This window comes from Kribbella pratensis (assembly GCF_004366075.1).
Classification (GTDB): Bacteria; Actinomycetota; Actinomycetes; order Propionibacteriales; family Kribbellaceae; genus Kribbella; species Kribbella pratensis.
Window position 1 is genome coordinate 11898 of sequence record NZ_SODU01000006.1, and the last position, 23653, is coordinate 35550.

Consider the following 23653-nt stretch of genomic DNA (forward strand, 5'->3'; position numbering starts at 1 on the left):
TGTGACAGATGATCTGAAGGGCGCCGCCGAAGCTTGGCTGCGCGAGGACCCCGACCCCGACACCCGCGCCGAGCTCCAGGGGCTGCTGGACGCCGGAGACACCACGGAGCTGGCCGACCGCTTCTCCGGCACCCTGGAGTTCGGTACGGCGGGACTGCGCGGTGCCGTCGGCGCCGGACCGAACCGGATGAACCGGGTCGTCGTGATCCGTGCCGCCGCCGGACTCGCGGCGTACCTGAAGGCGAAGGGGCTCACCGACGGCCCGGTCCTGATCGGGTACGACGCCCGCCACAAGTCGGACGTGTTCGCGCAGGACACCGCGGCCGTGATGCGCGGCGCCGGCCTGGACGCCGTACTGCTCGACCGGCCGGCCCCGACGCCGGTCGTCGCCTTCGGGATCGGGCATCTGCACGCGGTGGCCGGCGTGGTCGTGACCGCGTCGCACAACCCGCCGCAGGACAACGGCTACAAGGTCTACCTGGGCGACGGTTCGCAGATCGTGCCGCCGGCCGACGCCGAGATCGCGGCCGCGATCGCCGCTGTCGGAACGCTGGCCGACGTACCGCGGGGCGACGACTGGCAGACGACCGGAGACGACCTGCTGAACGCCTACCTGGACCGGATCGCCCAGCTGGTGCCGGCGGATGCACCACGGGATCTCAACGTGGCCTACACGCCGCTGCACGGCGTCGGGCGGACCCTGGTCGAGGCAGCGGTCGCCCGTGCGGGGTTCGCCGTACCGCAGGTGGTGGCATCGCAGGCCGACCCGGATCCGGACTTCCCGACCGTCTCGTTCCCGAACCCGGAGGAGCCGGGCGCGATCGACGCCGCGCTGGAACTGGCGCGCTCGATGGGCGCCGACATCGCGGTGGCGAACGATCCGGACGCGGACCGGTGCGCGGTCGCCGTCCCGGACGCGTCGGCCGCGGGAGGCTGGCGGATGCTGCGCGGCGACGAGCTCGGCGCGCTGCTCGGTGAGTTCCTGCTGTCGTCACGCCCCGACGGCGTGGCGGCCTGCTCGATCGTGTCGTCGTCGCTGCTCGGCAAGATCGCGGCGTCGTACGGCGTCCGGTACGTCGAGACGCTGACCGGGTTCAAGTGGATCGGGCGGGTGCCGGAGCTGGTCTTCGGCTACGAGGAGGCGCTCGGGTACTGCGTGGATCCGGCGGCCGTGAAGGACAAGGACGGCGTGTCGACGCTGGTCCGGGTGCTGCAGCTGGCCGCGCAGGCGAAGGCGGCGGGACGCACGCTGCTCGACCTGCTGGACGACCTCGCGGTCAAGCACGGACTGCACGCGACCGACCAGTTGGCGGCGCGGGTCGAGGACCTGTCGCTGATCGCGCAGGCGATGGACCGGCTGCGCGCGACGCCGCCCACGGCTCTCGGGGCGTACGCGGTCGAGCGGATCGACGACCTGGGCAAGGGGACGGAGTCGTTGCCCCCGACGGACGGGCTGCGGTACACGCTGTCCGACGGCGCACGCGTGGTCGTGCGCCCGTCGGGTACGGAGCCCAAGCTGAAGTGCTATCTCGAGGTGGTCGTCCCGGTCACGACGGACGTCACCGCGGCACGCGCTCAGGCAGCGACCGCGTTGGCAGCCGTCAAGTCGGATCTGGCTGCCGCGGCAGGTATCTAGGCCTCAGCTTCAGAACACCTGGCGGGTGGCTCTGGAGCTCAGCGGGCGGCTGCGGCCGCTTCGGCTTCCTCGGCGTGCAGGGAGCTCTGCAGCGACGAGTGCAGGATGCGGAGCGTGCTGGTGGACTGCATCAGCGCGTCCCGCTCGTCCGGGTTCCGGTTGGCCAGGGCGGTGATGTCGTTGATGCTCGCCTCGATCCGGGCGATCCGGTCCGCGACCGTACCCTCCTGGCTGCTGGCCTTGCGGATCGCGTCCGACGTGACCGTCCAGACGTCCTCCTTGTCGTTGGTACGCCGGGACATGTCCACCATCTGGCTCAGCGCGGCGAGGTCGTGGTCGACCTGGGTGCGCTCCACCGGCACGGTGATCCCCGCGGTCGCCTGGCGCAGCCGGGTGACGTGCCCGGACAGCTCGGACCAGGTGCTCCGGCCGCTCTTGATCTTGTCCAGCACCTTCGCGTACTCGGTGTTGAACTCGTCGTAGTTCACTGTGACTCCTGCCGTTCGATGCTCGACTCAAGAACTCTAGGGCGTCCGCACCCGAAACAAGTAACCACACGATCGCAGATCGTGCAGGTGTCGCCAAAAAGAAACAGCCGCCCGGTACGCCAACGCGTACCGGGCGGCCGAGTTACGTGCTGACGTCAGGAGACGTAGGCAGAGGTTGCGTTGAAGGTGTTGCAGTTGCCCGCGACGGCGTAGCTGCGCGAGGCGTTGAAGCCGGCGAACGACCAGAACCGGTGGTTCTTCAGCGAGCCGTGGTCACGGACGCCACCCGGCTGGTCGCCGGAGTTCGTCACGACGTAGACCCACTGCTGGTACAGGCCACCGCTCATCGGGTAGTACCGCTTGTTCGCGGCGATGCTGGCCGAGCCGAGGCAGGACGCCTGCAGCTCACGACGACGGCTCTCCTCGAGCTGCGCGGCGTAGGTGCTGAAGGCGCGCTGACGCTGCCAGGACGCGTTCAGGATGCCGGTCAGCCACTGGACGTGGTGACCGTACTCGTGCGCCAGCGTGTTGGTCGCGTACGCCCGCGCCAGGGTCGGGCTCGACTTCCAGAAGCTGATGATCTGTGCGGTCGGCATGTAGATCCAGGACCGGCCGTTGTACGCGCAGAAGAACGCGGTGTCGGTCACCGTGCCGCAGTACGAGTTGATCGTGCGCGCCGTGGTGACGACCAGCGTCGGGGCCACCTTGTACGCAGCACCGGCCTGCTTCAGCGGCAGCGCCCACTCGGCGTAGGTGCAGCGGAACAGCTGCGAGAGGTACTGGTTGACACCGGTGTAGGTGCGCAGCGAAACGTTGACCTCCTTGCACTTCGACGGGGTGATCGGCCCCGTCTTGTACAGGCGGTTGTAGCGCACGACGTTCGTCAGCGAGGCCTTCGTGGTCAGGCCGTCACCAGCCGGCGGGTTACCGATGACGATCGGCTGGTGGCCGTTCGGAATCGCCGGGTCGGCGGTCGTCGCCGTTGCGGCCGTCGCAGCCGTCTTGGTCGTGCTGGAGGTCTGCGCGGCCTGGGCGTTCGGCAGCGCCAGCGCGGCGAAGCCGGCCAGGGCACCGACGGTGGCCATGCCACGCAGGGTGTAGCGGGAGAGGTTGACCATGAGCTCCACTCTCGATGTGTCTAGGGACCTGTCGGACCAATCCTGAGTGCACAGGGGTTCACTCAAGGGTTGAACACGGGCTCTGACGCGGCGATTCACGCCACAGTTCCGCTCAGCGGGCGACTTTTTCGCCCAGAAATCGCAGCTGGTCAGGGAGCATGCGCCGCCAGTAGCCAGGAGTGTGTACGCCGGCCTGCTGCCCGCCGGACGCCTGCAACTGCTCGCGGAGCTCCCGGGCGGCGTCGGCGAACGGGTCGTCGCGGCCGCAGTCGATGCGGACGGCAACGTCGCGGAATCCGCTCGGCCGGTCGAACACCTGGCTGCGTTCGAAATCCGCGGCGTCGTCGAACGCTCCCGGCTGTACGTCGGCATACCTGTGCCACAGCGCCGGGCTGAGCGCGCCGACCGCGACCGCTCGCGCGGACGGGCCGACCCGGCGCTGCCAGTAGTGCAGGGCGACCCACAGCAGGGCGCCGTACCCGCCCATCGACCAGCCGAGGACGCCGAACCGGCTGGTCTGCAGCCCCCGACGGGTCAGCAGCGGGAGGAACTCCTGGTCGAGCATGAACCCGGGATCGTTGCCGTCCGCCCGGCGATGCCAGTAGCTGTCCCGTCCGCCGTCCACGGTTGCCAGCGCGAACGGCGGCGTACCGGCCCGGACCGCGGCGGTCAGGTAGCGGTCGATGCCGAGATCGTTGACGGCCGACGTGTGGTCGCCCCCACGACCGTGCAGGACGAGGACGACGGGCAGCTCGGCCGAGGCGTCGTACCCGTCCGGATAGATGATGCTGTAGCCGACCTTCGTACGGCGGCCGAACGAGTCGAAGCTCCCGGACACCACCGGGCCCGCGGGTACGTCGGGTACGACGCCGTCCTGGCCGGTGAGACCGAGAAGGTCGTGCACCCGGGCGCGGCCGGGGACGACGCCCGTTTCCAGCGCGGCCACCGCGGCGACGCCGGCCACCGCCGCCGCGGCGCCGGTGCGGACGAACGCGCGCCGGGTCAGCACGCGCCGGTCAGCGGACCACGGCGGCGACGACCGCGATCACGGCCAGCACGCCGAAGACGATCAGCTCGGGCGCCGCCCAGCCGCTCACCACCTCACCCTGGGACTTCCCGGCGTACTGCTCCTGGTGGTGCTCGATCCGGTTGACGACGAAGTCGGCCTTGGAGATCGAACTGTCCGCGGAGAGCTTGCGACCGCCGACCCGTTGCTTGCGAAGGTCGCGCATGACCAGTTGGACACCGGGGGCGCGGAAACGGTTGCCGTCGGTGTGGATCCGGAGGATGTCGGTCACGTCGACGCCGGTCACCTTCGACCACGGGATCTGGTGGTCGCGCAGGTGGTTACGCAGCAGCAGGTGCTCGGGGCTGAGGGTCACCGACGGCCGGATCAGCCCGACGTACGCCAGCACGATGAACATCCCGATGACGCTGCCGACCAGCAGCCCGCTCGCGGTCCGCCACTCCAGCAGTATGTCGACCAGGCCGAGCGCCCCGATCACGATCACGATGGACCCGGTGATCCGGTTCGAGGCGGACAGGTACTGCTCGCTCTCCGGCGATTTCGACTTCACCCGCACAAAGTAACCGGCAGTCCGGAACGGCACTAGACTGCCGTGGGTGACCACACTCGACAGCGGCGTCGACAGCTTGGCCGACGTGACCTCGTCCGAGGATCGGCTGCGCCGGTTCCTGCTCGGGCTGCCGGGCGTCGACCAGGTCGGCGCGGAGGCCCGCGCCGCCACCCTGGGCACCCGGTCGATCAAGACCAGCGCGAAGCAGTACGCGCTGGACCTGGCGATCCAGATGATCGACCTGACCACGCTGGAGGGACAGGACACCCCGGGCAAGGTGCGGGCCCTGTGCGCGAAGGCGAAACGGCCCGACCCGGCCGACCCCACGGCTCCGCAGGTCGCCGCGGTCTGTGTGTACCCGGACCTGGTCGCGACCGCGAAGCGCGAGCTGCAGGGCACCGGTATCAACGTCGCGAGTGTCGCAACCGCCTTCCCCAGTGGGCGTTCCAGCCTCGCGATCAAGATCCAGGACACCAAGGACGCGGTCGCGTCCGGCGCCGACGAGGTCGACATGGTGATCGACCGTGGCGCCTTCCTGTCCGGGCGGTACGCGATGGTCTTCGACGAGATCGCCGCGATCCGCGAGGCGGCCGGCGACGCGCACCTGAAGGTGATCCTGGAGACCGGCGAACTGGTCACCTACGACAACGTCCGGCGGGCCTCCTGGCTGGCGATGCTGGCCGGCGCGGACTTCATCAAGACCTCCACCGGCAAGGTGTCCCCCGCGGCCACGCTGCCCGTCACACTGGTGATGCTGGAGGCGGTCCGCGACTACCACGAGGCCACCGGGCTGCACATCGGCGTCAAGCCGGCCGGCGGGATCCGGACCGCGAAGGACGCGATCAAGTACCTGGTCACCGTCAACGAGACGGCCGGCCCGGACTGGCTGGACCCGGAGCTGTTCCGCTTCGGGGCGTCCAGCCTGCTGAACGACCTGCTGATGCAACGCACCAAGCTGGCCACCGGGCACTACCCGGGCCCCGACTACTTCACCTTGGACTGACAGGCATGAGCAGATTCGAGTACGCACCCGCGCCCGAGTCCCGGGCGATCGTGGACATCAAGTCGTCGTACGGGCTGTTCGTCAACGGCCAGTTCGTCGAGGCGACGGACGGGAAGCCGTTCAAGACCGTGTCCCCGGCGTCCGAGGAGGTACTCGCGGAGGTCAGTGAGGCCGGTCCGGCGGATGTCGACAAGGCCGTTCGCGCGGCCCGCAAGGCGTTCGACAAGGTCTGGGGCCCGATGAGCGGCAAGGACCGGGCGAAGTACCTGTTCCGGATCGCGCGGCTGATCCAGGAGCGCTCACGTGAACTCGCGGTGCTGGAGTCGCTGGACAACGGCAAGCCGATCCGCGAGTCCCGCGACGTCGACATCCCGTTGGTGGCCGCGCACTTCTTCTACTACGCGGGCTGGGCCGACAAGCTCGAGTACGCCGGTGTCGGTGACGACCCGCAGCCGTGGGGTGTTGCGGGCCAGGTGATCCCGTGGAACTTCCCGATGCTGATGCTGGCGTGGAAGATCGCGCCCGCCCTGGCCGCCGGCAACACCGTCGTACTGAAGCCGGCCGAGACCACGCCGCTGACTGCCCTCGCGTTCGCGGAGATCTGCCAGCAGGCCGATCTGCCGCCGGGCGTGGTGAACATCGTCACCGGCGCCGGCCGCACCGGTCAGGCGCTGGTCGAGCACCCGGACGTCGACAAGGTCGCGTTCACCGGCTCCACCGACGTCGGCCGCGCGACCGCGAAGTCGGTGGCCGGCACCCGCAAGGCGGTCACGCTCGAGCTCGGCGGCAAGGCGGCGAACATCGTCTTCGAGGACGCGCCGATCGACCAGACCATCGAGGGCATCGTCAACGGCATCTTCTTCAACCAGGGCCACGTCTGCTGCGCGGGTTCGCGGCTGCTGGTCCAGGAGAGCGTGTACGACGAGGTGCTCGCGCGGCTGAAGCGCCGGATGGGGACGCTGCGCGTCGGCGACCCGCTGGACAAGAACACCGACATCGGCGCGATCAACTCGGCGGCGCAGCTGGCGAAGATCCGTGAGCTGTCGCAGATCGGCGAGGACGAGGGCGCCGAGCGCTGGTCGCCGGAGTGCGAGCTGCCGGCCAACGGCTACTGGTTCCCGCCGACCGTGTTCACCGGCGTCTCGCAGGCACACCGGATCGCCCGCGAGGAGATCTTCGGCCCGGTGCTGTCGGTGCTGACCTTCCGGACCCCGGCCGAAGCCGTCGAGAAGGCGAACAACACCCCGTTCGGGCTGTCCGCGGGGATCTGGACCGAGAAGGGTTCCCGGATCCTCTGGATGGCGAACCAGCTGCGCGCCGGCGTGGTCTGGGCGAACACGTTCAACCGCTTCGACCCGACGTCGCCGTTCGGCGGCTACAAGGAGTCGGGCTACGGCCGCGAGGGCGGTCGCCACGGTCTGGAGGCCTACCTTGCCCACTAAGGACACCGCCACCACGCCAAGGCTCGAGGTGCGCAAGACCTACAAGCTCTACATCGGCGGCGCCTTCCCCCGCAGCGAATCCGGCCGGTCGTACGTCGTGAACAATGCCAAGGGCAAGTTCCTGGCGAACGCGTCGCAGGCCTCCCGCAAGGACGCCCGGGACGCGGTCGTCGCGGCCCGCAAGGCGTTCGGCGGCTGGCACGCGCGGACGGCGTACAACCGCGGTCAGGTGCTGTACCGGATCGCCGAGGTGATGGAGGGCCGGCACCAGCAGTTCAGCGCGGAGGTCGCCGCTGGTGAAGGCCTGTCGATCTCGAAGGCTCGGGCGGTCGTCGACGCGTCGATCGACCGCTGGGTCTGGTACGCCGGGTGGGCCGACAAGCTCGCCCAGGTGGTCGGCTCTTCGAACCCGGTCGCGGGACCGTACTTCGACTTCTCGTTGCCCGAGGCAACCGGCGTGGTCGCGGTGCTCGCTCCGCAGGACTCCAGCCTGCTCGGCCTGACCAGTGTGATCGCGCCCGCGATCGTCTCCGGCAACACGGTCGTCGCTGTCTCGTCGTACGAGCGCCCGTTGCCGGCCGTGACGCTGGGCGAGGTGATGGCGACCTCCGACGTACCCGGTGGTGTGGTCAACCTCCTCACCGGGTCGGCGTCCGAGATCGGGCCGTGGCTGGCGTCGCACGACGACGTCAACGCGATCGACCTTTGCGGCATCACGTCCGACGACGAGGCCCGCGACCTTGAGATCGCCGCCGCCGGAAACCTCAAGCGGGTACGCCGTCCCGCCGAGGAGGACTGGTCCGCGGACCAGGGCCTGTCCCGCCTCACGCAGTACCTCGAACTGAAGACCGTCTGGCATCCGATCGGGGTCTGAGTGCTGAAGCCAGGTGACCGGGTCGCGATCGTCTCGCCGTCCCGGGGACTGCCGGAGATCTTTCCCGGGCCGTACGAGCTGGGGCTGCGCCGGCTGCGCGACGACTTCGGACTGGAGCCGGTCGAGTACCCGACCACCCGGAAGCTCGCGAGCACTCCGGAGGAGCGGGCCGCGGATCTGCACGCGGCCTGGTCCGACCCGTCGATCCGCGCGGTGTTCGCGTCGATCGGCGGCGAGGACCAGATCACCGTGCTGAAGCATCTGGATCCGGCGGTGTTCCAGGCGGACCCGAAGCCGTTCTTCGGGTACAGCGACAACACGAACCTGCTGAACTTCCTGTATTCGTTGGGGTTGCCGGGTTTCCACGGCGGCAGTGTGATGGTGCAGTTCGGGCGCGGCGGCGCGATGCACCCGGACACCGAGCGGTCGCTGCGGGCGGCGATGTTCACCGGCGGCGAGTTCGAGCTGACACCTGCGAAGGCCTGGACCGACCACGACCACGACTGGAACGTCCCGGAGAACCTGGAGACCGAACCGCCACTGTTCCCCGGCACCGGCTGGACCTGGAGCAGATCGCGGGCGGTCAGCGGAAAGCTCTGGGGCGGTTGCATCGAGATCCTCGACTGGCAACTGTCCGCCAACCGCTGGATGCTCCCGACCGAGTCGTACGGCGGTGTGCTGTTCGGTGAGACGAGCGAGGAGATGCCGTCGTCCGAGACGGTCTACCGCATCCTCCGCAACTTTGGCGAACGCGGCCTGCTCGAACGCTTCGACGCAGTCCTCTGGGGCCGTCCGAAGTCCACGTCACTCGATCAGGTCCTCACGCCGGAGGAGTCGGTCGCCTACGTCACCGGCCAGTACTTGGCGGTCGACCGCGCGCTCGCGGAGTACAACCCGAACGCGGTCGTCGTGAAGGGCCTCGACATCGGCCACACCGACCCCCAGCAAGTCCTCCCGTACGGCGGCCAGATCCACGTCGACCCAGCCGCGGAACGGATCACGGTCACCTACTGACGTAGCGCGCGGACCAACAGACCCGGTTATCCGGCGCTTGTGACGATCCGTTGGGTGGTGGTTTGCGGAACAAAAACGCCAGCCGGTGACGAAAACGTTCCGGGAAGCGGCGTGAGGCCGGGTGGATGTGACTTGGGGAGGATCTTGTCCCGATTTGGGGGGGAAGATCCACCCCAGATCCGGCGCCGGGCCGCGGGGCCGGCGAAGGCGCCGGTGAACCGGCTCTCCTGCTCGATGCGCGGGCTGCTCGTTTCGGGTGGGCACTCCCCGGTCCGGGTCTGGTCCGCGGGGGTGGGGAATGCAATGCACCTGGAACGTTCAGCAGGATTCCCCAGTCACAGACCCCCTGCACGCGACGGGTTATCCGTTCCCATTGGGGGAGGGGCCGCTTCTGACACGTTGCACGGGTCACCTCACCACCGTGCGGGTCAGGGTCGGGTTCGGGTCGGGGTAGCAGGCTACCGGGGCTGTGGTGGTGACGAACTTCCACTTGATCGTGGCCTGGAAGGTGAGGCCGGGGTCGTCGTAGCTGGTGCCTTTGAGCTTGGTTTCGATGGTGGTGCCGGGGCGGCCGGACTTCAGGCGGACGCTGAGGGTCGGCAGCTGGAAGTTCGCGCCGCCGGGGATCGGGCCGGCGACCTTGATGACGGCGGCGTTTCCCTCGAGCTGCACGGTCGGGGTGGAGTTCAGGCCGGAGCCGCCGTCGAGGTGGGCGCTGACGTAGGACGAGTTCGGCGGGATCGGGACCCGGAGCGTGAGGTCGCGGACCTCCTTGAGCTTGAAGCCCTTGACCTCGCCCGGGAGCGTTCCGGGTTGCAGGTGGACGGCGATGGTGAAGCGGGTGTTGGCGGGGACGGCGGCCGGCGCCTGGGCGTCCACGGCCTGCCGCACCGAGATGGTGTGCCGGCCGAACTTGGTGTCGGCGCGGCAGGCATAGGTGGCAACCGGCGGACTGGTCGGAGCGAGCAAGGCAAGAACCACCGCAAGACTGCAGTAAGTAACCACATGACTACTCTATGCAGTCACTGTCCGAAGAGGAACCATCCGCCGGCACCCGCGGCCACGAACACCACGGGCAGGGCGAGCAGGAACCACGCGCGCCTCCGACGGCGTCGCCGTACCGGTGGATCGGTCGCGACGGTCGTGTCCAGGTCCTCGTCAGTGATCGCGGTGCGCTCGGCCGCACGGAACGGGGCCTCCTGCTCCAGCCGGTACGCCTCTGCCTCCAGGCGTTCGGCCAACGTGTCCGCGCGCTCCCAGCGATCGGTGACGCGGTACGCCAGCGCCCGCGCGAAGATGTCGTCGAGCTGCCCGACCGAGTCGTGCAGCACCGAGCGCAGGCTCGGCGGCGCGAGGTCCGGGTCCCGGTTCAGTACGTCGCCGATCGAGCCGGCGGAGTACGGCGGATGCCCGGTGACGAGTGCGTACGTGACCGCGCCGACCGCGTAGATGTCCGCCCGCTCGTCGAATCCTCCGTCGCCGCGGCCCTGCTCGGGTGCCATGTACGACGGCGTACCGACGGCCTGTGTGAGCCCGGACGCCTCTGCGGCACGTTTGGCCAGACCGAGATCGGCGAGCACGATGCGGTGGGTTCCGCCGCCGACCTCGTCACCCGGTCGCAGCAGCAGGTTCGCCGGGGTGACGTCGCGGTGTACCACGCCCTCGCTGTGCAGGGCAGCCACCGCACGCGCCAGGTCCGCGCCCCACCAGAGCGCGTCCACCGCGTCGAGCGGCCCCTGCCGCAGTACGTCGCCCAGCGTGCCGCCGCCGACGTAGTCCATCACGAAGTACGGACGCCCGTCCGGGAGCTTGCCCAGGTCGAACACCCGGACCACGCGGTCGCTGGAGATCCGCCGCATCAACCGCGCCTCCGACAGGAAGCGTTCGCGTACGTCGGCGCGAGACGCCCAGTTGTCCGCGAGAACCTTGACGGCCACGTCGACGTCCAGGTCGTCGTCGTACCCCCGCCAGACGGTCGCGAACGCGCCCGCGCCGATCTTGTCCCGTAACCGGTAACGCCCGATGACATCCATCCCGGCTATTGTCGGTCACAACCAAGCTCAACGGTGACACTGGGGGACGATGAACGACGAGCTGGAAGAACTGGCGGCTCGGGCGGCGGCAGGAGACCAGACCGTCCTGCCACAACTCCTGCAGATGATCCGGCCGCAGGTGCAGCGGCGGGTGGCCAAGTTCCTGCCGTACCGGGAGGACGCCGAGGAGGCGGTCCAGGACACCCTGCTGCAGGTGGTGAACAAGGTGCACACCTTCAAGGGCACCGGCAGCTTCGCGGGCTGGGTGACGATCGTGGCCACCAACCAGGCCCGGCAGACCTACCGGTCGCTGAAGCGCCGCGCGGTCGAGCAGTCCGCCGAGGTCATGCCGGAGTCGGTCGACCCGCGCACCACCTCGGTCATCGCCGGCTCCCGCCTCGACCTGCTCGAGGCCCTGGAGGCCCTGGAGTCCCACCACCCGCAGCTGGTCCAGCCGCTGGTCCTGCGCGATCTCGGCGCGCTGTCGTACGCCGAGATCGCCGACGAGCTCGACGTCCCGCTCGGCACCGTCAAGGCCCGCATCCATCAGGCCCGCAAGGCCGTCGCGGAACACCTCACCGTGCGCTGACGTCACCCTCAGCCGAACGTACGGCGTACCGCCAGCGCCCGGCGCAGGTCGTCGAGGAAGTCGGCGGTCTGGCGCCGGATGCCGGACACCACGGTCTCGTCCGCGATCAGGGCCTCGGCCGGGGCGATGAGATCCGGATCCACGACGAAGCGTGGTGCCATCCGGTGCGCGGTGAGTCCGAGGACCATTCCGGAGCGGATCTCGCCGGTGTGCGGGATGTCGGTGAAGAACCGGCGGGCGTACGGCGCGGTGACGGCGGCCTGCGCCGGGTGCCAGAACCCCTCGGCCGCGGCCAGCAGCTCCTTCACGCCGACGGTCGGGTCCGTCATGATCCGCGTCCAGGCTGCCTCCTTGCCGTCGGACAGGGCGGCGCGGCAGCGAGCGGCCTGGTTGACACCTTCGCTGGACCCGTCGCGCGTGAGTTCGGCGTCGATCTCCGCTGAGCCGTAGGCCCCGAGTCGCACCAGCCGCAGGACCAAGGCCCAGCGGAGGTCTGCGTCGATCTCCAGCCCGTCCGGACCGCCGGCATCCTGGAGCCAGGAGGCCAGCAGGTCGGCGTCGTCCGTGGTCGCGATCAGTCCTCGCGCGGTCGCCAGTTGCAGGCTGCTGCCCGGAGCTGTCCTCGCCAGCTTGTCGCGCAGCGCCTCGGCCGCGAGACCGTGGTACCGGTCGTAGTCCAGATAACGACCGAGGACACGAACGTCGAGCCACTGAACGAGGGAGCCGACAGCGACGTCGCTCTCCTCGTTCGGCAAGGCGACCGTGAACAGTTCCAGCGCCTGCCGGGGATCGAGCTCGGCGTCCGCGACCGCGTCCCGGATCGAGTTCCAGATCACCGCCCGCGTCGTGCCGTCCGCGATCGCGGGCAGCACCGCGGGAAGGTTGGCGAGGCTGGTCGCATCCAGCCGGATCTTCGCCCAGGTGTCATCCCCCGCATCCGGCACCAGCACGCCGGCATCGTTGCCCAGCACAACCTCTACCGAGTCGTCAGCGATCACCGCGTCGACCGATGCGGCTGATCCGTCGGCGTCGTACGCGCCGACGCTCAGCTTGTGCAGGCGGCGGGACGCGTCCGGGCTGCTCCGGTGCAGCACGACCGCGGCGCCGGTCCGCTCGACGGTGATCGTGTCCAGCCCGGCAGTCCGCAACCATTGGTCGGACCAAGTGTCGAGGTCCCGCGCCCCCGCCTCGGTGAGCTTCGCGATGAACTCGTGCAGATCCGCGTTCCCGTACTCGTGCGCCTCCAAGTGCGCGTTCACGCCCTTGAGAAACACGTCGTCACCGAGGTACTTCGCCAGCTGCTTGAGGACCGCCGCGCCCTTCGCGTACGAGATCCCGTCGAAGTCGTCCAGCGACTGCCGCGCGTCCTTCAGGCTGTCCGGCGCGACCGGATGGGTCGAGCTGCTCTGATCCGTGTGCAGCCCCCACCACTTGCGGACGAACGCGAAATCGACCCAGTTGCCTTGGTAGCTGGTCGCGTCCTCGGCCACGCGGTGCGCCATGTACTCGGCGAACGACTCGTTCAGCCACATGTCGTTCCACCACTTCATCGTGACCAGGTCGCCGAACCACATGTGCGCCATCTCGTGCACGACGATCCGCGCCCGGGTACTGCGTTCCGCTTCGGTGGCCTGCCCGCGGAACACCAGGCTGTCGGTGAACGTCACGCAGCCCGGGTTCTCCATCGCGCCCATGTTGAAGTCCGGGACGAACACCTGCCAGTATTCGCCGAACGGGTACCGCTGCCGGAACAGCCGGTGGTACTCGTCGAACGCCTCGCGGGTGGTCCGGAACAGATCCTCGGCGTCCCGGTCGAGGTACTCCTTCAACGACTGCCGGCAGGCGAGTCCGAGCGGAATTCCGTCGTACTCGCCGCGGAGCTGGTGGTACGGGCCGGCGACCAGCGTGACGAAGTACGTCGACAGCGGCTTGGTCTCGGCGAGCGTCCACTCCCCCGGCGCGGTCCGGGTGGCGGCGCCGTTCCCCAGGACCACCCAGTCCTCGGGGCACTTCACGGTCACGGTGTACGGCGCTTTGAGGTCGGGCTGGTCGAAGCACGGGAAGTACCGCGGCGCGGACTCGAGTGAGGACATGCCGTAGGTGTAGACACGACCGTCGGCCGCGTCGACCGAGCGCACCAGGCCCTCACCGTCCGCGGAGTACTTCAGCTCGGCGGTGACGACGACCTCGTTCTCCGCCTGCAGCCCGGTGAGCGGAAACCGGCCGCCGTCGAGCGCGGCGGGATCGAGCGCCTGCCCGTTGAGCTCGACGCTGATCAGCCGCTCGGGCTTCACGTCCACCCAGCTCGTGCTGCTGGTGGCGCCGAACCGGATCCGGCTCGTCGTGACGAACGTGTCCCCGTCACCGGTCAGGTCGAACGCGACCTCGTACGACCGCAGGGCCAGGTCCGTCGCCCGCTGCCGGGCCTCTTCAACTGTCAAAGCGCGCATGAGTGCACGCTATCTCTACGAGCCGGTCGTCTTCCGGCGCGCGGTATCTGCTGCCAGCGAAGCGACGGCGCGGATCTGGTCGTTCGACGTGCTCTCCAGCACCTCCGCGAGCAACTCGGCGTCTTCCGGTTCGGCCAGCGTCGTCAGCACGTTCAGCGCACTCAGATGATCGAATCCGGCCGGGACGTCCGCGCCCGCATCGGCAGGCGGCCGGGCCACGATCCCCCGGGCGACCTGCCGCACCTCATCGGCCATCGGTTCGAGCGGGTTTCCGCCACTGACCTGCGTGTACGCCGCGGCCACCTGGTACATGTTCAACGCTCGGCACACCATGCCGAGGTTCTGGCTGTGCAGCAACGCACCGAACGCCTGCAGGGGAATCGCCTCGTCCGGATTCATACCGAAACGCTAGTCGACGGGGTCCGGCTGGAAGAACCGCAGCACCTTCTGGGCCGCGTCCGGTCCGGAAATCATCTCCAGCGCCCTCGCGGACAGCTTCGCGGCCTCGGTGCTGCGAGCCAGCATGACCGGCTCGTAGGCCGCCACTGCGGCGTCCAGGTCAGTCGGATGCGCGGCGCTGGCGAGGGCGAGCTCGGCTCCGTCCAGCATGGCCGCGTTCGCTCCCTCTCCTACCGGCGGCATCAGATGCGCGGCATCGCCGAGCAGCGTGATCCCGGACCGGCGCGGCCAGGTCAGGCCGATCGGCAGTACGGCGATCTTGCGCACCACGAACGGTTCGTCGCAGGCCTGCACCAGCCGCCCGAAGCGGGGATCCCAGCCGTCGACCAACCGGGCAGGATCAGTGCGTTCGTCGACCAGGTCCTCCGGGCCCTGCTGCGACAGGCTGACTCCGATACTGCCGTCGCCGTGCCGCTGGGCGGACAGCCGCAGGTCCGGACCGAAGACCCAGAAGTTGCCGCGGCCAACCATCTCGGCGAGTTCGGGGTGGGTGCGATCCGCGTCGTGGATGGAGCTCTGCAGCGCGATGGTCCCGGCGTACTCGGGTTCGGCGTCGGTCAGCAACCGCCGTACCCGGGAGTTCGCGCCGTCGGCGCCGACCAGCAGGTCGGCCTCCACCAGGCTGCCGTCGGTGAAATGTACGACGTACCCGCCGGCCGACCGTGGCTCCGCGTGGCTGAAGGCGCGGCCCCAGCTGATCGCGCCGGCCGGGAGCGAGTCGACGAGCAGGTCGCGCAGGTCGGCGCGGTCGATCTCCGGACGCGCCATCGGCGCATCGTCCGGGGTGTCCTGCTGGAAAAGCAGCTTGCCGGTGTGATCCAGCATCCGATGGTCCTGCCCCTCACGCCGGGCCGCGGCGAGGAACTCGCTCTCGAGCCCGGCCGTACGCAGGGCGAGCTGACCGGTGTCGGCGTGCAGGTCGAGCATGCCGCCCTGGGTCCGGGCCCGGCGGGAGGCATCCCGCTCGAAGACGACGGCGTCGATGCCGTGGACGTGCAGGACCCGCGCGAGCGTCAGCCCGCCGGGGCCGCCGCCGATGATCGCGATCATGGTCAACTCCCTTCGATACGCTGTATTGGCAATATACACTGTATCGAACGAGGCAATGTATCGTGCGACAGGTGGCAGACACTCCGTCGATCTGGGAGCGGCCCGAGCCGCCCGAGCGGCGGGCCCCCAGCCCGCTGAGCCGGGAGCGGATCGTCCGCGCCGCCGTGACGCTGGCCGACGCCGAGGGCCTCGACGCGGTCTCGCTGCGCAAGGTCGCGGCGGAACTCGACGCCGGTCCGATGCGGCTGTACCGCTACATCGGCACCAAGGACGAACTGCTCGACCTGATGGTCGACGCGGTGTACGCCGAGATTCCGCCACCGTCCGGATCCGGCTGGCGCGAAGTGGCGCGGTCGTACGCGCACGGGATCCGCGAGGCCGGCTTGCGGCACGAGTGGCTGGCCGATCTGCTCGACGGACGGCCGCGCTTCGGCCCGGCGGCCGTTATCCACGCCGAGGCCACCCTGACCGCGCTACGGGCGGCCGGCCTGCGGGAGATCGACACGATCATGAGCACGGTCGAGGTCGTCTCCACCTATCTGCGCGGGGCGCTTCGGACCGAGGTCGGCGAGCGGCGGGCCGAACGTGCCTCCGGTCTCGACGAGCGTGAATGGCAGCACGCGATGGCGCCGCACCTGCTCGCGATGTTCGCCACCGGCGACTATCCGATGATGTCCGAGGCGATGCACGACGCCGAGCACCGCGATCCCACGGAGCGGTTCGAGCTGGGCCTGGGCTACCTGCTGGACGGCATCGAGCAGAGCCTGTCCTAGCGGGTGGCGGCTGCGTGCAGGTGGGTCGCGAGAAGGTAGGCAGGCTCGGGGGCATTCGCGGCGTAGCAGAGCAAGTGCCGGCGGGTGGACCAGGAGTCCTGGAGCGGGCAGATCTCGACGGCGGTGCTGGCGTCGACGGCTCGACGGGGCACAATCGCGAGCCCTGCGCCCGCGGTGGCCAAGGTGATCAGGGCATGCAGGGTGGGTACGACGGTGCGGTAGCGCGGCGCCGGCGCGTGCGGTCCGAGGCGATCGTCCATCCACTGGCTGAGCGGCGAGTTCGGGACGAGACCGACGAGGGGATGCTCGGCAACCTCGGCGTACGCGATCGAGGCGCGGCCGGAGAGGGTGCCGCCGGCCTGGCCGATCACGACCAGCGAGTCGTCGGCCAGCGGTTCGGTCCGCAACGGGGTCGGCTCGTCGTCGAGGATCACGCCGAGATCCGCCTCACCGGCCGCGAGCAGGCGAACGCTGCGGATCGTACGGCGCTCGCTCACGTTCACGTCGTACTCCGGATGGTCGCGGAGGAACGTGGCGAGGGCGGCGGGGACGAGCTGGTGCATCGCGGACCCGCCCGCGACGAGTCGGATCGGCGCTGACCGCGACACGGCGTACGACGCGACCGCGCTGTCCAGGCGGGTGGTCTCGGCTAGGACCTCGCGGGCGTGCCGGGCCAGCGTGGCGCCGGCCGGAGTCAGGCGGACACCACGGCGCTCACGCACGAGCAGAGGTACGCCCGCCTGCGCTTCGAGCGCTCTGACCCGCGCGCTCGCCGAAGGCAGGCTGAGGTGCATCAGGCGCGCGCCGCCGGTGATCGAGCCCTCTGCAGCGATATGGGTGAACAGCCGGAGATCGTCGAGGTCGTACCGCATGGGACCAGCCTACGGCTCAGACTAAGGCTGGCTACGGGGATCGCGCATTGTGGAGTGCACGCCGAACCCGGATCCTCGAAGGGTGCTCCTGATTCTCCTGGCCGGTGTCGCGGCCGGCGCGCTGAATGCCGTCGGCGGTGGTGGGAGCTTTGTGGCACTCGCAGCACTGGTCGCCGCCGGGATGCCGCCGGTCACCGCGAACGCGACCACGACCGTCGCCCTGCTGCCCGGGAACGCGACCAGCGCGTGGGTCTACCGCCGCGAGCTCGAGGGCTTCCATCGCCCGTCGCCCGCCCGCCTCACGCTCGCGAGTGTGCTCGGCGGTGCGCTCGGCGCCGGACTCCTGCTGGTGTTGCCGTCAGCATCGTTCGACGCGGCAGTGCCGTGGTTGCTGGCGTTCGCGACCGTCGTACTGGCGTTCGGCAAGCGGCTCACGGCGGCGCTGCGGCTAGGACGGCCGGGGCCGGCAGTGATCCTGGCCGGGCAGTTCGTGCTGGCGATCTACGGCGGGTACTTCGGCGGCGCGGTCGGGCTGATGATGCTCGCGTTCTGGACCGCGACGACCACCCTCGATCCGGCGCGCGGGAACCCGCTGCGGGTCGTGCAGGTCGCGGCGGTCTACCTGACAGCGGCGGTGATCTTCGTGTTCGCGGCCGACGTACTCTCGCAGCCGTTGCACCTGGTCGCGCTGCTGGCCGGTGCCGTGATCGGCGGGTACGCCGGGGCGCATCTCGTCCGGCGACTGCCGCCGACAATCCTCCGCGGGCTGGTCCTCACCACGGCTGTCCTGATGACCGGACTGTTCTTCGTGCGGGCGTTCGGATGAGGCCCGCTCAGCTGGCGATGGCCTACCAGGCCTGCGAGGTCGCGGACCTGGCCGCCGCGATGGTCGACTTGGACGATCCGATCGACGCCGCAGCCCAGGCGACTCGCGTGCTCGCGGCAGCTCAGCAACTGGTGGCGGCCGCGGCCCGGCTCACCAGTCCTGCAATGCCGACGGACGCTCTCCAACTGTTTGTCTACGAGCATCCCGAGGAGGCCGCCGAGGACCTCGCGGACTGGATCCGACGGCGCGCGTAGCTACGGGTTGGCGCGGCGGCCGCGGGGCGGGTCCTGGTGTGGGAGCTGCTCGCGCTCGCGGCGCAGGTACAGGCCGGCCGCGGTCGACACGCTGGTGAGCAGCCAGACCGCGACTCCCGCGTCGTCGGTGACGCCAATGATCGGCAGCAGGTCCGGGAGGATGTCGATCGGCGAGATCAGGTAGACGAGCGCGAGCAGCCAGAGGAACGTCCGGCTCTTCGGAAGGTCGGCGTACGTGCCTCGACGGACGTCCCGGAGCAGCCGCGGCAGCGCCTTGGCGCGGTCGATCACGTTGCCGACCGGCACCGGTTCGCCGTTGGCGATCTTCCGCCGACGGATCGCCCGTCGGCGCACCACACCCAGCGCCCCGACCCCGGCGCCGATCACGAGCAGCCCGATCCCGACCGCGACGGCAGGCAGCCCGACAACGTCATCGTCGCGCATCAGCAACGTCAGCAGCCCGATCAGCCCGAGCAACCCGCCGAAGTACACCATCTACCCACTGTAGAGCGCGGTTCAGCCGACCGGACCCAATGCAGCGAGGCGGGCGAGGTGGTCCGGAGTCAGTTCGAGCCCGGCGGCCGCGACATTCTCCTCGAGATGCCCGATCGAGCTGGTCCCCGGGATCGGTACGGCGGGATCGATCCGGTGCAGCTGCAGGAGATCGATCCGCTCGACCTGTAGCCGCCGCAGACACAGCTCCGCAGCCTGCCGCAGGTACTCCGGCCGCCCGCACGGCGTCCACGCGGCGGGTGACGGGCGGGTGTGACCCACCTTGGTGGCGATCAGCACGTCGCCGGCCTGGTCACGCGGCACCGGTCGGGCCGCACGGTCCTTTACGCCCGCTCCGCGGCGGCCGAGGCGCTCCTTGTCGCCGGCGCCTGATCTTTCCGGAAGAAATTCGTCACCGGACGCACAATTCTTTCCGGAAACCCACGCCGGGCAGGCGTTACGGCCAGAGCCCGACGATGCCGTAGGCGAGGAACCCGGCGGCGATGAGTCCGAGGATGACGCCCGGGATCCAGTAGTCGAACCCGTAGTCGGCAGCCTGCATGCGGCTCGGCTTCTTCGGGTCGTACACGACCTGGATCGTGTCCCCGGGGTCGGCGTCCTCGTAGTTCGAGGTGTCGTCGGTGACCGTCTCCCCGGCGAGCGTCCGGTACCTGACCGTGATGGACGACGACTTACCGTTGGACTCGTCCAGGACGGTCGCGCTGACCACCTCACCGCGGTGCCTCAGCAGGTACAGGTCGTGGATCTCGAAGTACCCGATCCCGATGAACACCGCCGCTGCCACCAGGCTCACAGCGGCCTCGAGTCGATCGTCGCCGCGGTGCTTGCCGCGGTGTGACCGAGGCCCGCTCACCTACTGGTTGTAGGGCTGGGCGAGGAGGGGGCGGGTGTTGTTGAGGACCTGTTCGTAGTTGGCGCGGATGGTGGTGGCGTCGACGGTGATGGCGGGCTCGGGTTTGCCGACCGGGATCTGCCAGGTGGGCGGGGTCGCGGCGCCGGACAGGGCCCAGGCGGCTTGGCGGGCTGCGCCCAGGGCGACGTACTCGGCCGGCTCGGGGAGGACGACCTCGGCACCGAGGAGGGCCGGCGCGAGAGCCTGTACGGCGCGGGAGCGGGCGCCGCCGCCGAGAAGCAGGACGCGCTGGACCGGCAGGCCCTGGTCGCGGAGCGCGTCGACGGCGTCGGCGAGGCCGCAGAGCAGACCCTCGACCGCGGCGCGGGCCATCGTCGCGGGCTGCATCGTCGCGCGGGTCAGGCCGTAGATCAGGCCGGTCGAGTGCGGGAGGTCCGGCGTACGTTCGCCGTCCAGGAACGGGAGCAGGACCAGGCCGTCACTCCCAGGTGAGGTCAGCGCGGCCTCGTCGAAGGCGGAGAGCTCCAGGCCGAGCATCTGCGCGGTCGCGGACATCACGCGGGCCGCGTTCAGCGTGCAGACGAGCGGCAGGTACTCGCCGGTGGCGTCCGCGAAGCCGGCCACCAGGCCGGTCGGGTCAGCGGTCGGGTGCGTCGACCGCGCGAACGCCGTACCGCTGGTGCCGAGGGACACGGCGACGTCGCCGGGCTGGAGGTCGAGGCCGAGCGCGGCGGCCGCGTTGTCACCGGTGCCGGCCGCGATCGCCGCGCCGAAGGAAGTCTGGCCGACGATCTCGGCCGGTCCGGCGACACGCGGTAGCGCGAGCTGACGACCGAACGCGAGCTCGACCAGATCAGTCCGGTAGTCGTTCGTGGTCGGTGACCACCACCCGGTCCCGGACGCGTCGCCGCGATCGGTGGTGATCCCCTCGATGCCGTGCCGGTCGGCGGCGAGCCGATGCGTCATCCAGTCGTGGGGCAGGACGACGGCGGCCGCCCGGCGCGCGGCGTCGCGACGTACCTCGGCCGCACCTCGCGCGGCCTCGTCCCGCAGCCAGCGCAGCTTCGTGACGGTGAAGCTCGGGACCGGAACTGAGCCGATCGCCTCGGCCCACGCCTCCGGCCCCCCGAGCTCGGCGATCAGCTCGGTGGTGGCGTCGGCGGAGCTGGTGTCGTTCCAGAGGACGGCCGGGTGGACGACCTCACCGGAGTCGTCCAGCAGGACCATCCCGTGCTGCTGACCGCCGATCGCGACCGCCTCGACGCCGTCGAGCAGACCGTCGGAAGCGATCTGCCACGCCTGCCACCACGCTTCCGGGTCGACCTGCGTCCCGTCCGGGTGCGGTGCCCGGCCTTCCCGCAGTACCGCTCCGGTCTCCGCGTCGCACACGACCACCTTGGTCGCCTGGGTGGAGCAGTCCACCCCGGCAACCAGCCTCAGCTCAGTCATGGCGTCCAGACTAGAGGGCTTCCAACGTTGCCCGCGCGCCGATCTCGTGGAGTGACTTCAGGGCCGCCCTGTACTGCGTGACGAACTGCTCGTTCTGCGCGAGGTCACCGAACAGGTCGGGGTCCGAGATGAACACCAGCGGATCGTCCCGGTTGTGCTGCGCCCGCTCGACCAGCTTGTCGCGCAACCGGTCGACGACCTCGATCGGCTCACCCTGCTCGTCGACACCCTCGGCGTACCGCGCCCAGGACGCGACCACGAGCACCGAGCGCTTGATCTCCCGCCCGGCCGCGAGTTGCTCGCGCACCACCGGTAGCAGCCACTTCGGGATCCGGTCGGAGCTCTCCGCGCACAGCCGCGCCAGCGTGTCCCGTACTTCGGGGTTCGCGAACCGCTCGATCAGCTGGTGCTTGTAGCGGTCCAGATCGACCCCGGGCACCGGCGGCAACGTCGGCGTACCTTCGTGGTCCATGTAGCCGAGCAGAAAGTCGACGTACAGCTTGTCCTGGCAGACCTCGTGGGCGTACCGGTACCCGTCCAGGTACCCGAGGTAGCACAGCGCCTGATGCGAGGCGTTCAGCAGCCGCAACTTCATGAACTCGTACGGCTCGACGTCCTCGACGATCTGGACGCCGACCTCCTCGTACGGCGGGCGCTCGCCACCGAAGTCGTCCTCGAGCACCCACTGCGTGAACGGCTCGCACACCACCGGCCAGCCGTCCTCGACCCCGAACCGCTCGGCCAGCGCCTCCCGGTCGGCATCCGCGGTGACCGGCGTGATCCGGTCGACCATGCAGTTCGGGAACCGCACCTCGTTCTCGAGGAACTCCGCCACCGACGGATCCTTCAACCTGGCGAACGACGACAGCATCTTCCGCGCCACGTGCCCGTTGCCCGGGATGTTGTCGCACGACATCACGGTGAACGGCGGTACGCCGGCCTCGCGCCGCCGGCGCAGCGCCTCGACGATGAACCCGAACGCGCTCCCCGGCGTCGCGCCCGGCTCGAGGTCCGCGGCCAGCGCCGGATCGGAAGCGTCGAGCTCCCCCGTCACCTGGTTCACGTGGTACCCGCCCTCGGTGATCGTCAGCGAGACGATCCGGGTGGCCGGGTCGACGAGACGGTCGAGGACCGCGGACGGGTCGTCCGGCGCGAACAGGTAGTCGACGATCGACCCGATCACGCGCGGCTCGAGCGTCCCGTCCGGATGCTTGATCACCAACGTATAGAGACAGTCCTGGGCGGCCAGTACGTCGGCCATCCGCCGGTCGTGCGGCAGCACGCCGACGCCGACGATCCCCCAGTCCAGCGCCTTGCCGTCGTTCATCAGCCGGTCCAGGTACATCGCCTGGTGCGCCCGGTGGAAGCCACCGACCCCGAAGTGCACGATCCCCGGCGTCACCGCCGTACGGTCGTACGACGGGACGGCGACCTCGTTGCCGAGCGCACCCAACGACGCGGTGTTCAGTACCGTCACTTGACCGCCCCCAGCGACAGGCCCTGGACGAGCTTGTCCTGGGCCGCGAACCCGGCGATCAGCACCGGCAGCGACACCACGATGGACGCGGCACAAACTTTGGCGAGGAACAACCCTTGACTGGTCACGAACCCAGTCAAGAACACCGGAGCCGTCTGCGCCACTGTGCCGGTCAGCACCCGGGCGAACAGCAGCTCGTTCCAGCTGAAGATGAAGCAGATCAGCGCGGCCGACGCGATCCCCGGTGTGACGATCGGCGCCACCACGGAGCGCAGCGTGCGGGGCAGGTTCGCCCCGTCGACCGAGGCCGCCTCGAGGATCTCCACCGGCACCTCGGACAGGAAGCTGCGCAGCATCCAGACCGCGATCGGCAGGTTCATCGAGGTGTACAGGATGATCAGCAGCCAGATGTTGTCCAGGAACCCGACCGACTGCGCGAACAGGTAGATCGGCAGCAGCCCGGCCACCACCGGCAGCATCTTGGTGGACAGGAAGAAGAACAGCACGTCCGTCCACTTCTTCACCGGCCGGATCGACAGCGCGTACGCCGCCGGGAACGCGAGCAGGATGACCAGCGCCGTGGACAGGATGCTCGCCGTCAGCGAGTTCGCGATCGACGGCCACGGGCCCGTGTCGAAGAACGACTTGTAGCCGTCCAGCGTCAGCGGCGCCCCCAGGTCCGGCGGGTTCTTCGCCGCGTCCTCCTCGCTGTGGAACGAGGTCAGCAGCATCCACAGCACCGGCAGCACGAACAAGATCCCGACGATCCACGCCAGCCCGCCCAGGAAGAACCCACCACCACGGCTCTTCTTCCCGGTAACGATCGTCACCTGGGAGCTCATCGTCGTCCTCGCTTCGCTCCGGGCGCCGACGAGGCACCGAGCGCACTGTGTTGGATTGTGA

Annotated in this window: 25 protein-coding genes; 9 read left to right on the plus strand and 16 right to left on the minus strand. The window is 69.7% G+C overall.

Going from position 1 to position 23653, the window contains the following annotated elements:
- Window position 1 precedes the first annotated feature (1 nt).
- Window positions 2–1636 (plus strand): phospho-sugar mutase, encoded by a 1635-nt coding sequence (locus EV137_RS39540; RefSeq protein WP_134133292.1) that lies wholly within the window; start codon window positions 2–4, stop codon window positions 1634–1636.
- A 38-nt stretch (window positions 1637–1674) separates the two neighbouring features.
- Here the strand turns inward: EV137_RS39540 and EV137_RS39545 are convergent, their stop codons facing one another.
- From EV137_RS39545 to EV137_RS39560, 4 genes are all read right to left on the minus strand, one after another.
- Window positions 1675–2124 carry a hypothetical protein gene (locus EV137_RS39545; RefSeq protein ID WP_133785185.1) on the minus strand — a complete coding sequence of 150 codons (450 nt, stop codon included), beginning with the start codon at window positions 2122–2124 and terminating at the stop codon, window positions 1675–1677.
- Window positions 2125–2279: 155 nt separating this feature from the next.
- Entirely contained in the window at window positions 2280–3242 is a 963-nt protein-coding gene (locus EV137_RS39550; RefSeq protein WP_134004033.1) for a neutral zinc metallopeptidase, read from the minus strand.
- 112 nt (window positions 3243–3354) lie between these two features.
- Window positions 3355–4251: an alpha/beta hydrolase gene (locus EV137_RS39555; RefSeq protein WP_238175869.1), complete on the minus strand. Its 897-nt coding sequence runs from the start codon at window positions 4249–4251 to the stop codon at window positions 3355–3357.
- Window positions 4252–4258: 7 nt separating this feature from the next.
- Window positions 4259–4819 carry a PH domain-containing protein gene (locus tag EV137_RS39560; RefSeq protein ID WP_134133293.1) on the minus strand — a complete coding sequence of 187 codons (561 nt, stop codon included), beginning with the start codon at window positions 4817–4819 and terminating at the stop codon, window positions 4259–4261.
- Between the two features lie 46 nt (window positions 4820–4865).
- Here EV137_RS39560 and deoC point away from each other — a divergent pair, with 46 nt between their 5' ends.
- From deoC to EV137_RS39580, 4 genes are read left to right on the plus strand one after another with little or no spacing between them, the layout of a single operon-like run.
- The gene (gene deoC / locus EV137_RS39565) at window positions 4866–5822 is read left to right on the plus strand and encodes a deoxyribose-phosphate aldolase (protein ID WP_134004029.1); all 957 of its coding nucleotides are present in this window, start codon (window positions 4866–4868) and stop codon (window positions 5820–5822) included.
- Window positions 5823–5827: 5 nt separating this feature from the next.
- Window positions 5828–7264, plus strand: coding sequence for an aldehyde dehydrogenase family protein (locus EV137_RS39570; protein WP_134133294.1), 1437 nt, complete (start codon window positions 5828–5830; stop codon window positions 7262–7264).
- Window positions 7254–8138 (plus strand): aldehyde dehydrogenase family protein, encoded by an 885-nt coding sequence (locus tag EV137_RS39575; RefSeq protein ID WP_134133296.1) that lies wholly within the window; start codon window positions 7254–7256, stop codon window positions 8136–8138. The genes EV137_RS39570 and EV137_RS39575 overlap by 11 nt, the downstream gene beginning before the upstream one ends.
- Window positions 8139–9152, plus strand: coding sequence for a S66 family peptidase (locus EV137_RS39580; protein ID WP_134133297.1), 1014 nt, complete (start codon window positions 8139–8141; stop codon window positions 9150–9152).
- 408 nt (window positions 9153–9560) lie between these two features.
- Here EV137_RS39580 and EV137_RS39585 read toward each other — a convergent pair whose 3' ends face one another.
- Together EV137_RS39585 and EV137_RS39590 are read right to left on the minus strand one after the other, a co-directional pair.
- On the minus strand, window positions 9561–10157 hold the full coding sequence (locus tag EV137_RS39585) for a hypothetical protein (RefSeq protein ID WP_134133298.1): 597 nt from the start codon (window positions 10155–10157) through the stop codon (window positions 9561–9563).
- A gap of 17 nt (window positions 10158–10174) precedes the next feature.
- Window positions 10175–11185, minus strand: a complete 1011-nt coding sequence (locus tag EV137_RS39590) for a serine/threonine-protein kinase (RefSeq protein ID WP_134133300.1) — start codon at window positions 11183–11185, stop codon at window positions 10175–10177.
- 49 nt (window positions 11186–11234) lie between these two features.
- Here EV137_RS39590 and EV137_RS39595 point away from each other — a divergent pair, with 49 nt between their 5' ends.
- The gene (locus EV137_RS39595; RefSeq protein ID WP_133785166.1) at window positions 11235–11774 is read left to right on the plus strand and encodes an RNA polymerase sigma factor; all 540 of its coding nucleotides are present in this window, start codon (window positions 11235–11237) and stop codon (window positions 11772–11774) included.
- An 8-nt stretch (window positions 11775–11782) separates the two neighbouring features.
- On the opposite strand, the gene pepN is transcribed toward EV137_RS39595, so the two are convergent.
- Genes pepN through EV137_RS39610 form a run of 3 tightly spaced genes read right to left on the minus strand, consistent with a single transcriptional unit; the run spans window position 11783 to window position 15733 of the window.
- On the minus strand, window positions 11783–14224 hold the full coding sequence (gene pepN, locus EV137_RS39600) for an aminopeptidase N (protein ID WP_134133301.1): 2442 nt from the start codon (window positions 14222–14224) through the stop codon (window positions 11783–11785).
- 15 nt (window positions 14225–14239) lie between these two features.
- The gene (locus tag EV137_RS39605; protein ID WP_134133303.1) at window positions 14240–14623 is read right to left on the minus strand and encodes a hypothetical protein; all 384 of its coding nucleotides are present in this window, start codon (window positions 14621–14623) and stop codon (window positions 14240–14242) included.
- Between the two features lie 9 nt (window positions 14624–14632).
- Window positions 14633–15733 (minus strand): FAD-dependent oxidoreductase, encoded by a 1101-nt coding sequence (locus EV137_RS39610; protein ID WP_134133304.1) that lies wholly within the window; start codon window positions 15731–15733, stop codon window positions 14633–14635.
- 71 nt (window positions 15734–15804) lie between these two features.
- On the opposite strand from EV137_RS39610, the gene EV137_RS39615 reads away from it, so the two are divergent.
- A complete protein-coding gene (locus EV137_RS39615) occupies window positions 15805–16506 on the plus strand; it encodes a TetR/AcrR family transcriptional regulator (RefSeq protein ID WP_202871356.1) in 702 nt (233 codons plus the stop codon).
- Here EV137_RS39615 and EV137_RS39620 read toward each other — a convergent pair.
- Complete coding sequence (locus EV137_RS39620; RefSeq protein WP_134133305.1) at window positions 16503–17378, minus strand: LysR family transcriptional regulator; 876 nt, start codon at window positions 17376–17378, stop codon at window positions 16503–16505. The genes EV137_RS39615 and EV137_RS39620 overlap by 4 nt on opposite strands.
- Before the next feature lie 82 nt (window positions 17379–17460).
- Here EV137_RS39620 and EV137_RS39625 point away from each other — a divergent pair, with 82 nt between their 5' ends.
- Entirely contained in the window at window positions 17461–18204 is a 744-nt protein-coding gene (locus EV137_RS39625; protein ID WP_134004011.1) for a sulfite exporter TauE/SafE family protein, read from the plus strand.
- Window positions 18201–18458, plus strand: coding sequence for a hypothetical protein (locus tag EV137_RS39630; RefSeq protein ID WP_134133307.1), 258 nt, complete (start codon window positions 18201–18203; stop codon window positions 18456–18458). Before EV137_RS39625 ends, EV137_RS39630 begins: the two co-directional genes overlap by 4 nt.
- On the opposite strand, the gene EV137_RS39635 is transcribed toward EV137_RS39630, so the two are convergent.
- The 6 genes from EV137_RS39635 to EV137_RS39660 all read right to left on the minus strand — a co-directional run bounded on the left by EV137_RS39635 (window position 18459) and on the right by EV137_RS39660 (window position 23592).
- Complete coding sequence (locus EV137_RS39635; protein WP_134133308.1) at window positions 18459–18953, minus strand: YkvA family protein; 495 nt, start codon at window positions 18951–18953, stop codon at window positions 18459–18461.
- Window positions 18954–18974: 21 nt separating this feature from the next.
- Window positions 18975–19274 (minus strand): aldo/keto reductase, encoded by a 300-nt coding sequence (locus EV137_RS41715; protein ID WP_166680158.1) that lies wholly within the window; start codon window positions 19272–19274, stop codon window positions 18975–18977.
- Window positions 19275–19407: 133 nt separating this feature from the next.
- Complete coding sequence (locus tag EV137_RS39645) at window positions 19408–19824, minus strand: DUF3592 domain-containing protein (RefSeq protein ID WP_134133309.1); 417 nt, start codon at window positions 19822–19824, stop codon at window positions 19408–19410.
- A complete protein-coding gene (gene xylB / locus EV137_RS39650; protein WP_202871357.1) occupies window positions 19825–21273 on the minus strand; it encodes a xylulokinase in 1449 nt (482 codons plus the stop codon).
- Between the two features lie 10 nt (window positions 21274–21283).
- The gene (locus tag EV137_RS39655) at window positions 21284–22750 is read right to left on the minus strand and encodes a mannitol dehydrogenase family protein (protein WP_134133310.1); all 1467 of its coding nucleotides are present in this window, start codon (window positions 22748–22750) and stop codon (window positions 21284–21286) included.
- Window positions 22747–23592, minus strand: a complete 846-nt coding sequence (locus EV137_RS39660; protein ID WP_134133312.1) for a carbohydrate ABC transporter permease — start codon at window positions 23590–23592, stop codon at window positions 22747–22749. Before EV137_RS39660 ends, EV137_RS39655 begins: the two co-directional genes overlap by 4 nt.
- Window positions 23593–23653: the final 61 nt, after the last annotated feature.

Bases quoted from the DNA above. Each gene is read 5' to 3' on its own strand.
- EV137_RS39550 (WP_134004033.1), bottom strand. From the start codon at position 3,242: ATGGTCAACCTCTCCCGCTACACCCTGCGTGGCATGGCCACCGTCGGT.
- EV137_RS39570 (WP_134133294.1), top strand. From the start codon at position 5,828: ATGAGCAGATTCGAGTACGCACCCGCGCCCGAGTCCCGGGCGATCGTG.
- EV137_RS39590 (WP_134133300.1), bottom strand. From the start codon at position 11,185: ATGGATGTCATCGGGCGTTACCGGTTACGGGACAAGATCGGCGCGGGC.
- EV137_RS39595 (WP_133785166.1), top strand. From the start codon at position 11,235: ATGAACGACGAGCTGGAAGAACTGGCGGCTCGGGCGGCGGCAGGAGAC.
- pepN (WP_134133301.1), bottom strand. From the start codon at position 14,224: ATGCGCGCTTTGACAGTTGAAGAGGCCCGGCAGCGGGCGACGGACCTG.
- EV137_RS39605 (WP_134133303.1), bottom strand. From the start codon at position 14,623: ATGAATCCGGACGAGGCGATTCCCCTGCAGGCGTTCGGTGCGTTGCTG.
- EV137_RS39610 (WP_134133304.1), bottom strand. From the start codon at position 15,733: ATGATCGCGATCATCGGCGGCGGCCCCGGCGGGCTGACGCTCGCGCGG.
- EV137_RS39620 (WP_134133305.1), bottom strand. From the start codon at position 17,378: ATGCGGTACGACCTCGACGATCTCCGGCTGTTCACCCATATCGCTGCA.
- EV137_RS39630 (WP_134133307.1), top strand. From the start codon at position 18,201: ATGAGGCCCGCTCAGCTGGCGATGGCCTACCAGGCCTGCGAGGTCGCG.
- EV137_RS39635 (WP_134133308.1), bottom strand. From the start codon at position 18,953: ATGGTGTACTTCGGCGGGTTGCTCGGGCTGATCGGGCTGCTGACGTTG.
- xylB (WP_202871357.1), bottom strand. From the start codon at position 21,273: ATGACTGAGCTGAGGCTGGTTGCCGGGGTGGACTGCTCCACCCAGGCG.
- EV137_RS39660 (WP_134133312.1), bottom strand. From the start codon at position 23,592: ATGAGCTCCCAGGTGACGATCGTTACCGGGAAGAAGAGCCGTGGTGGT.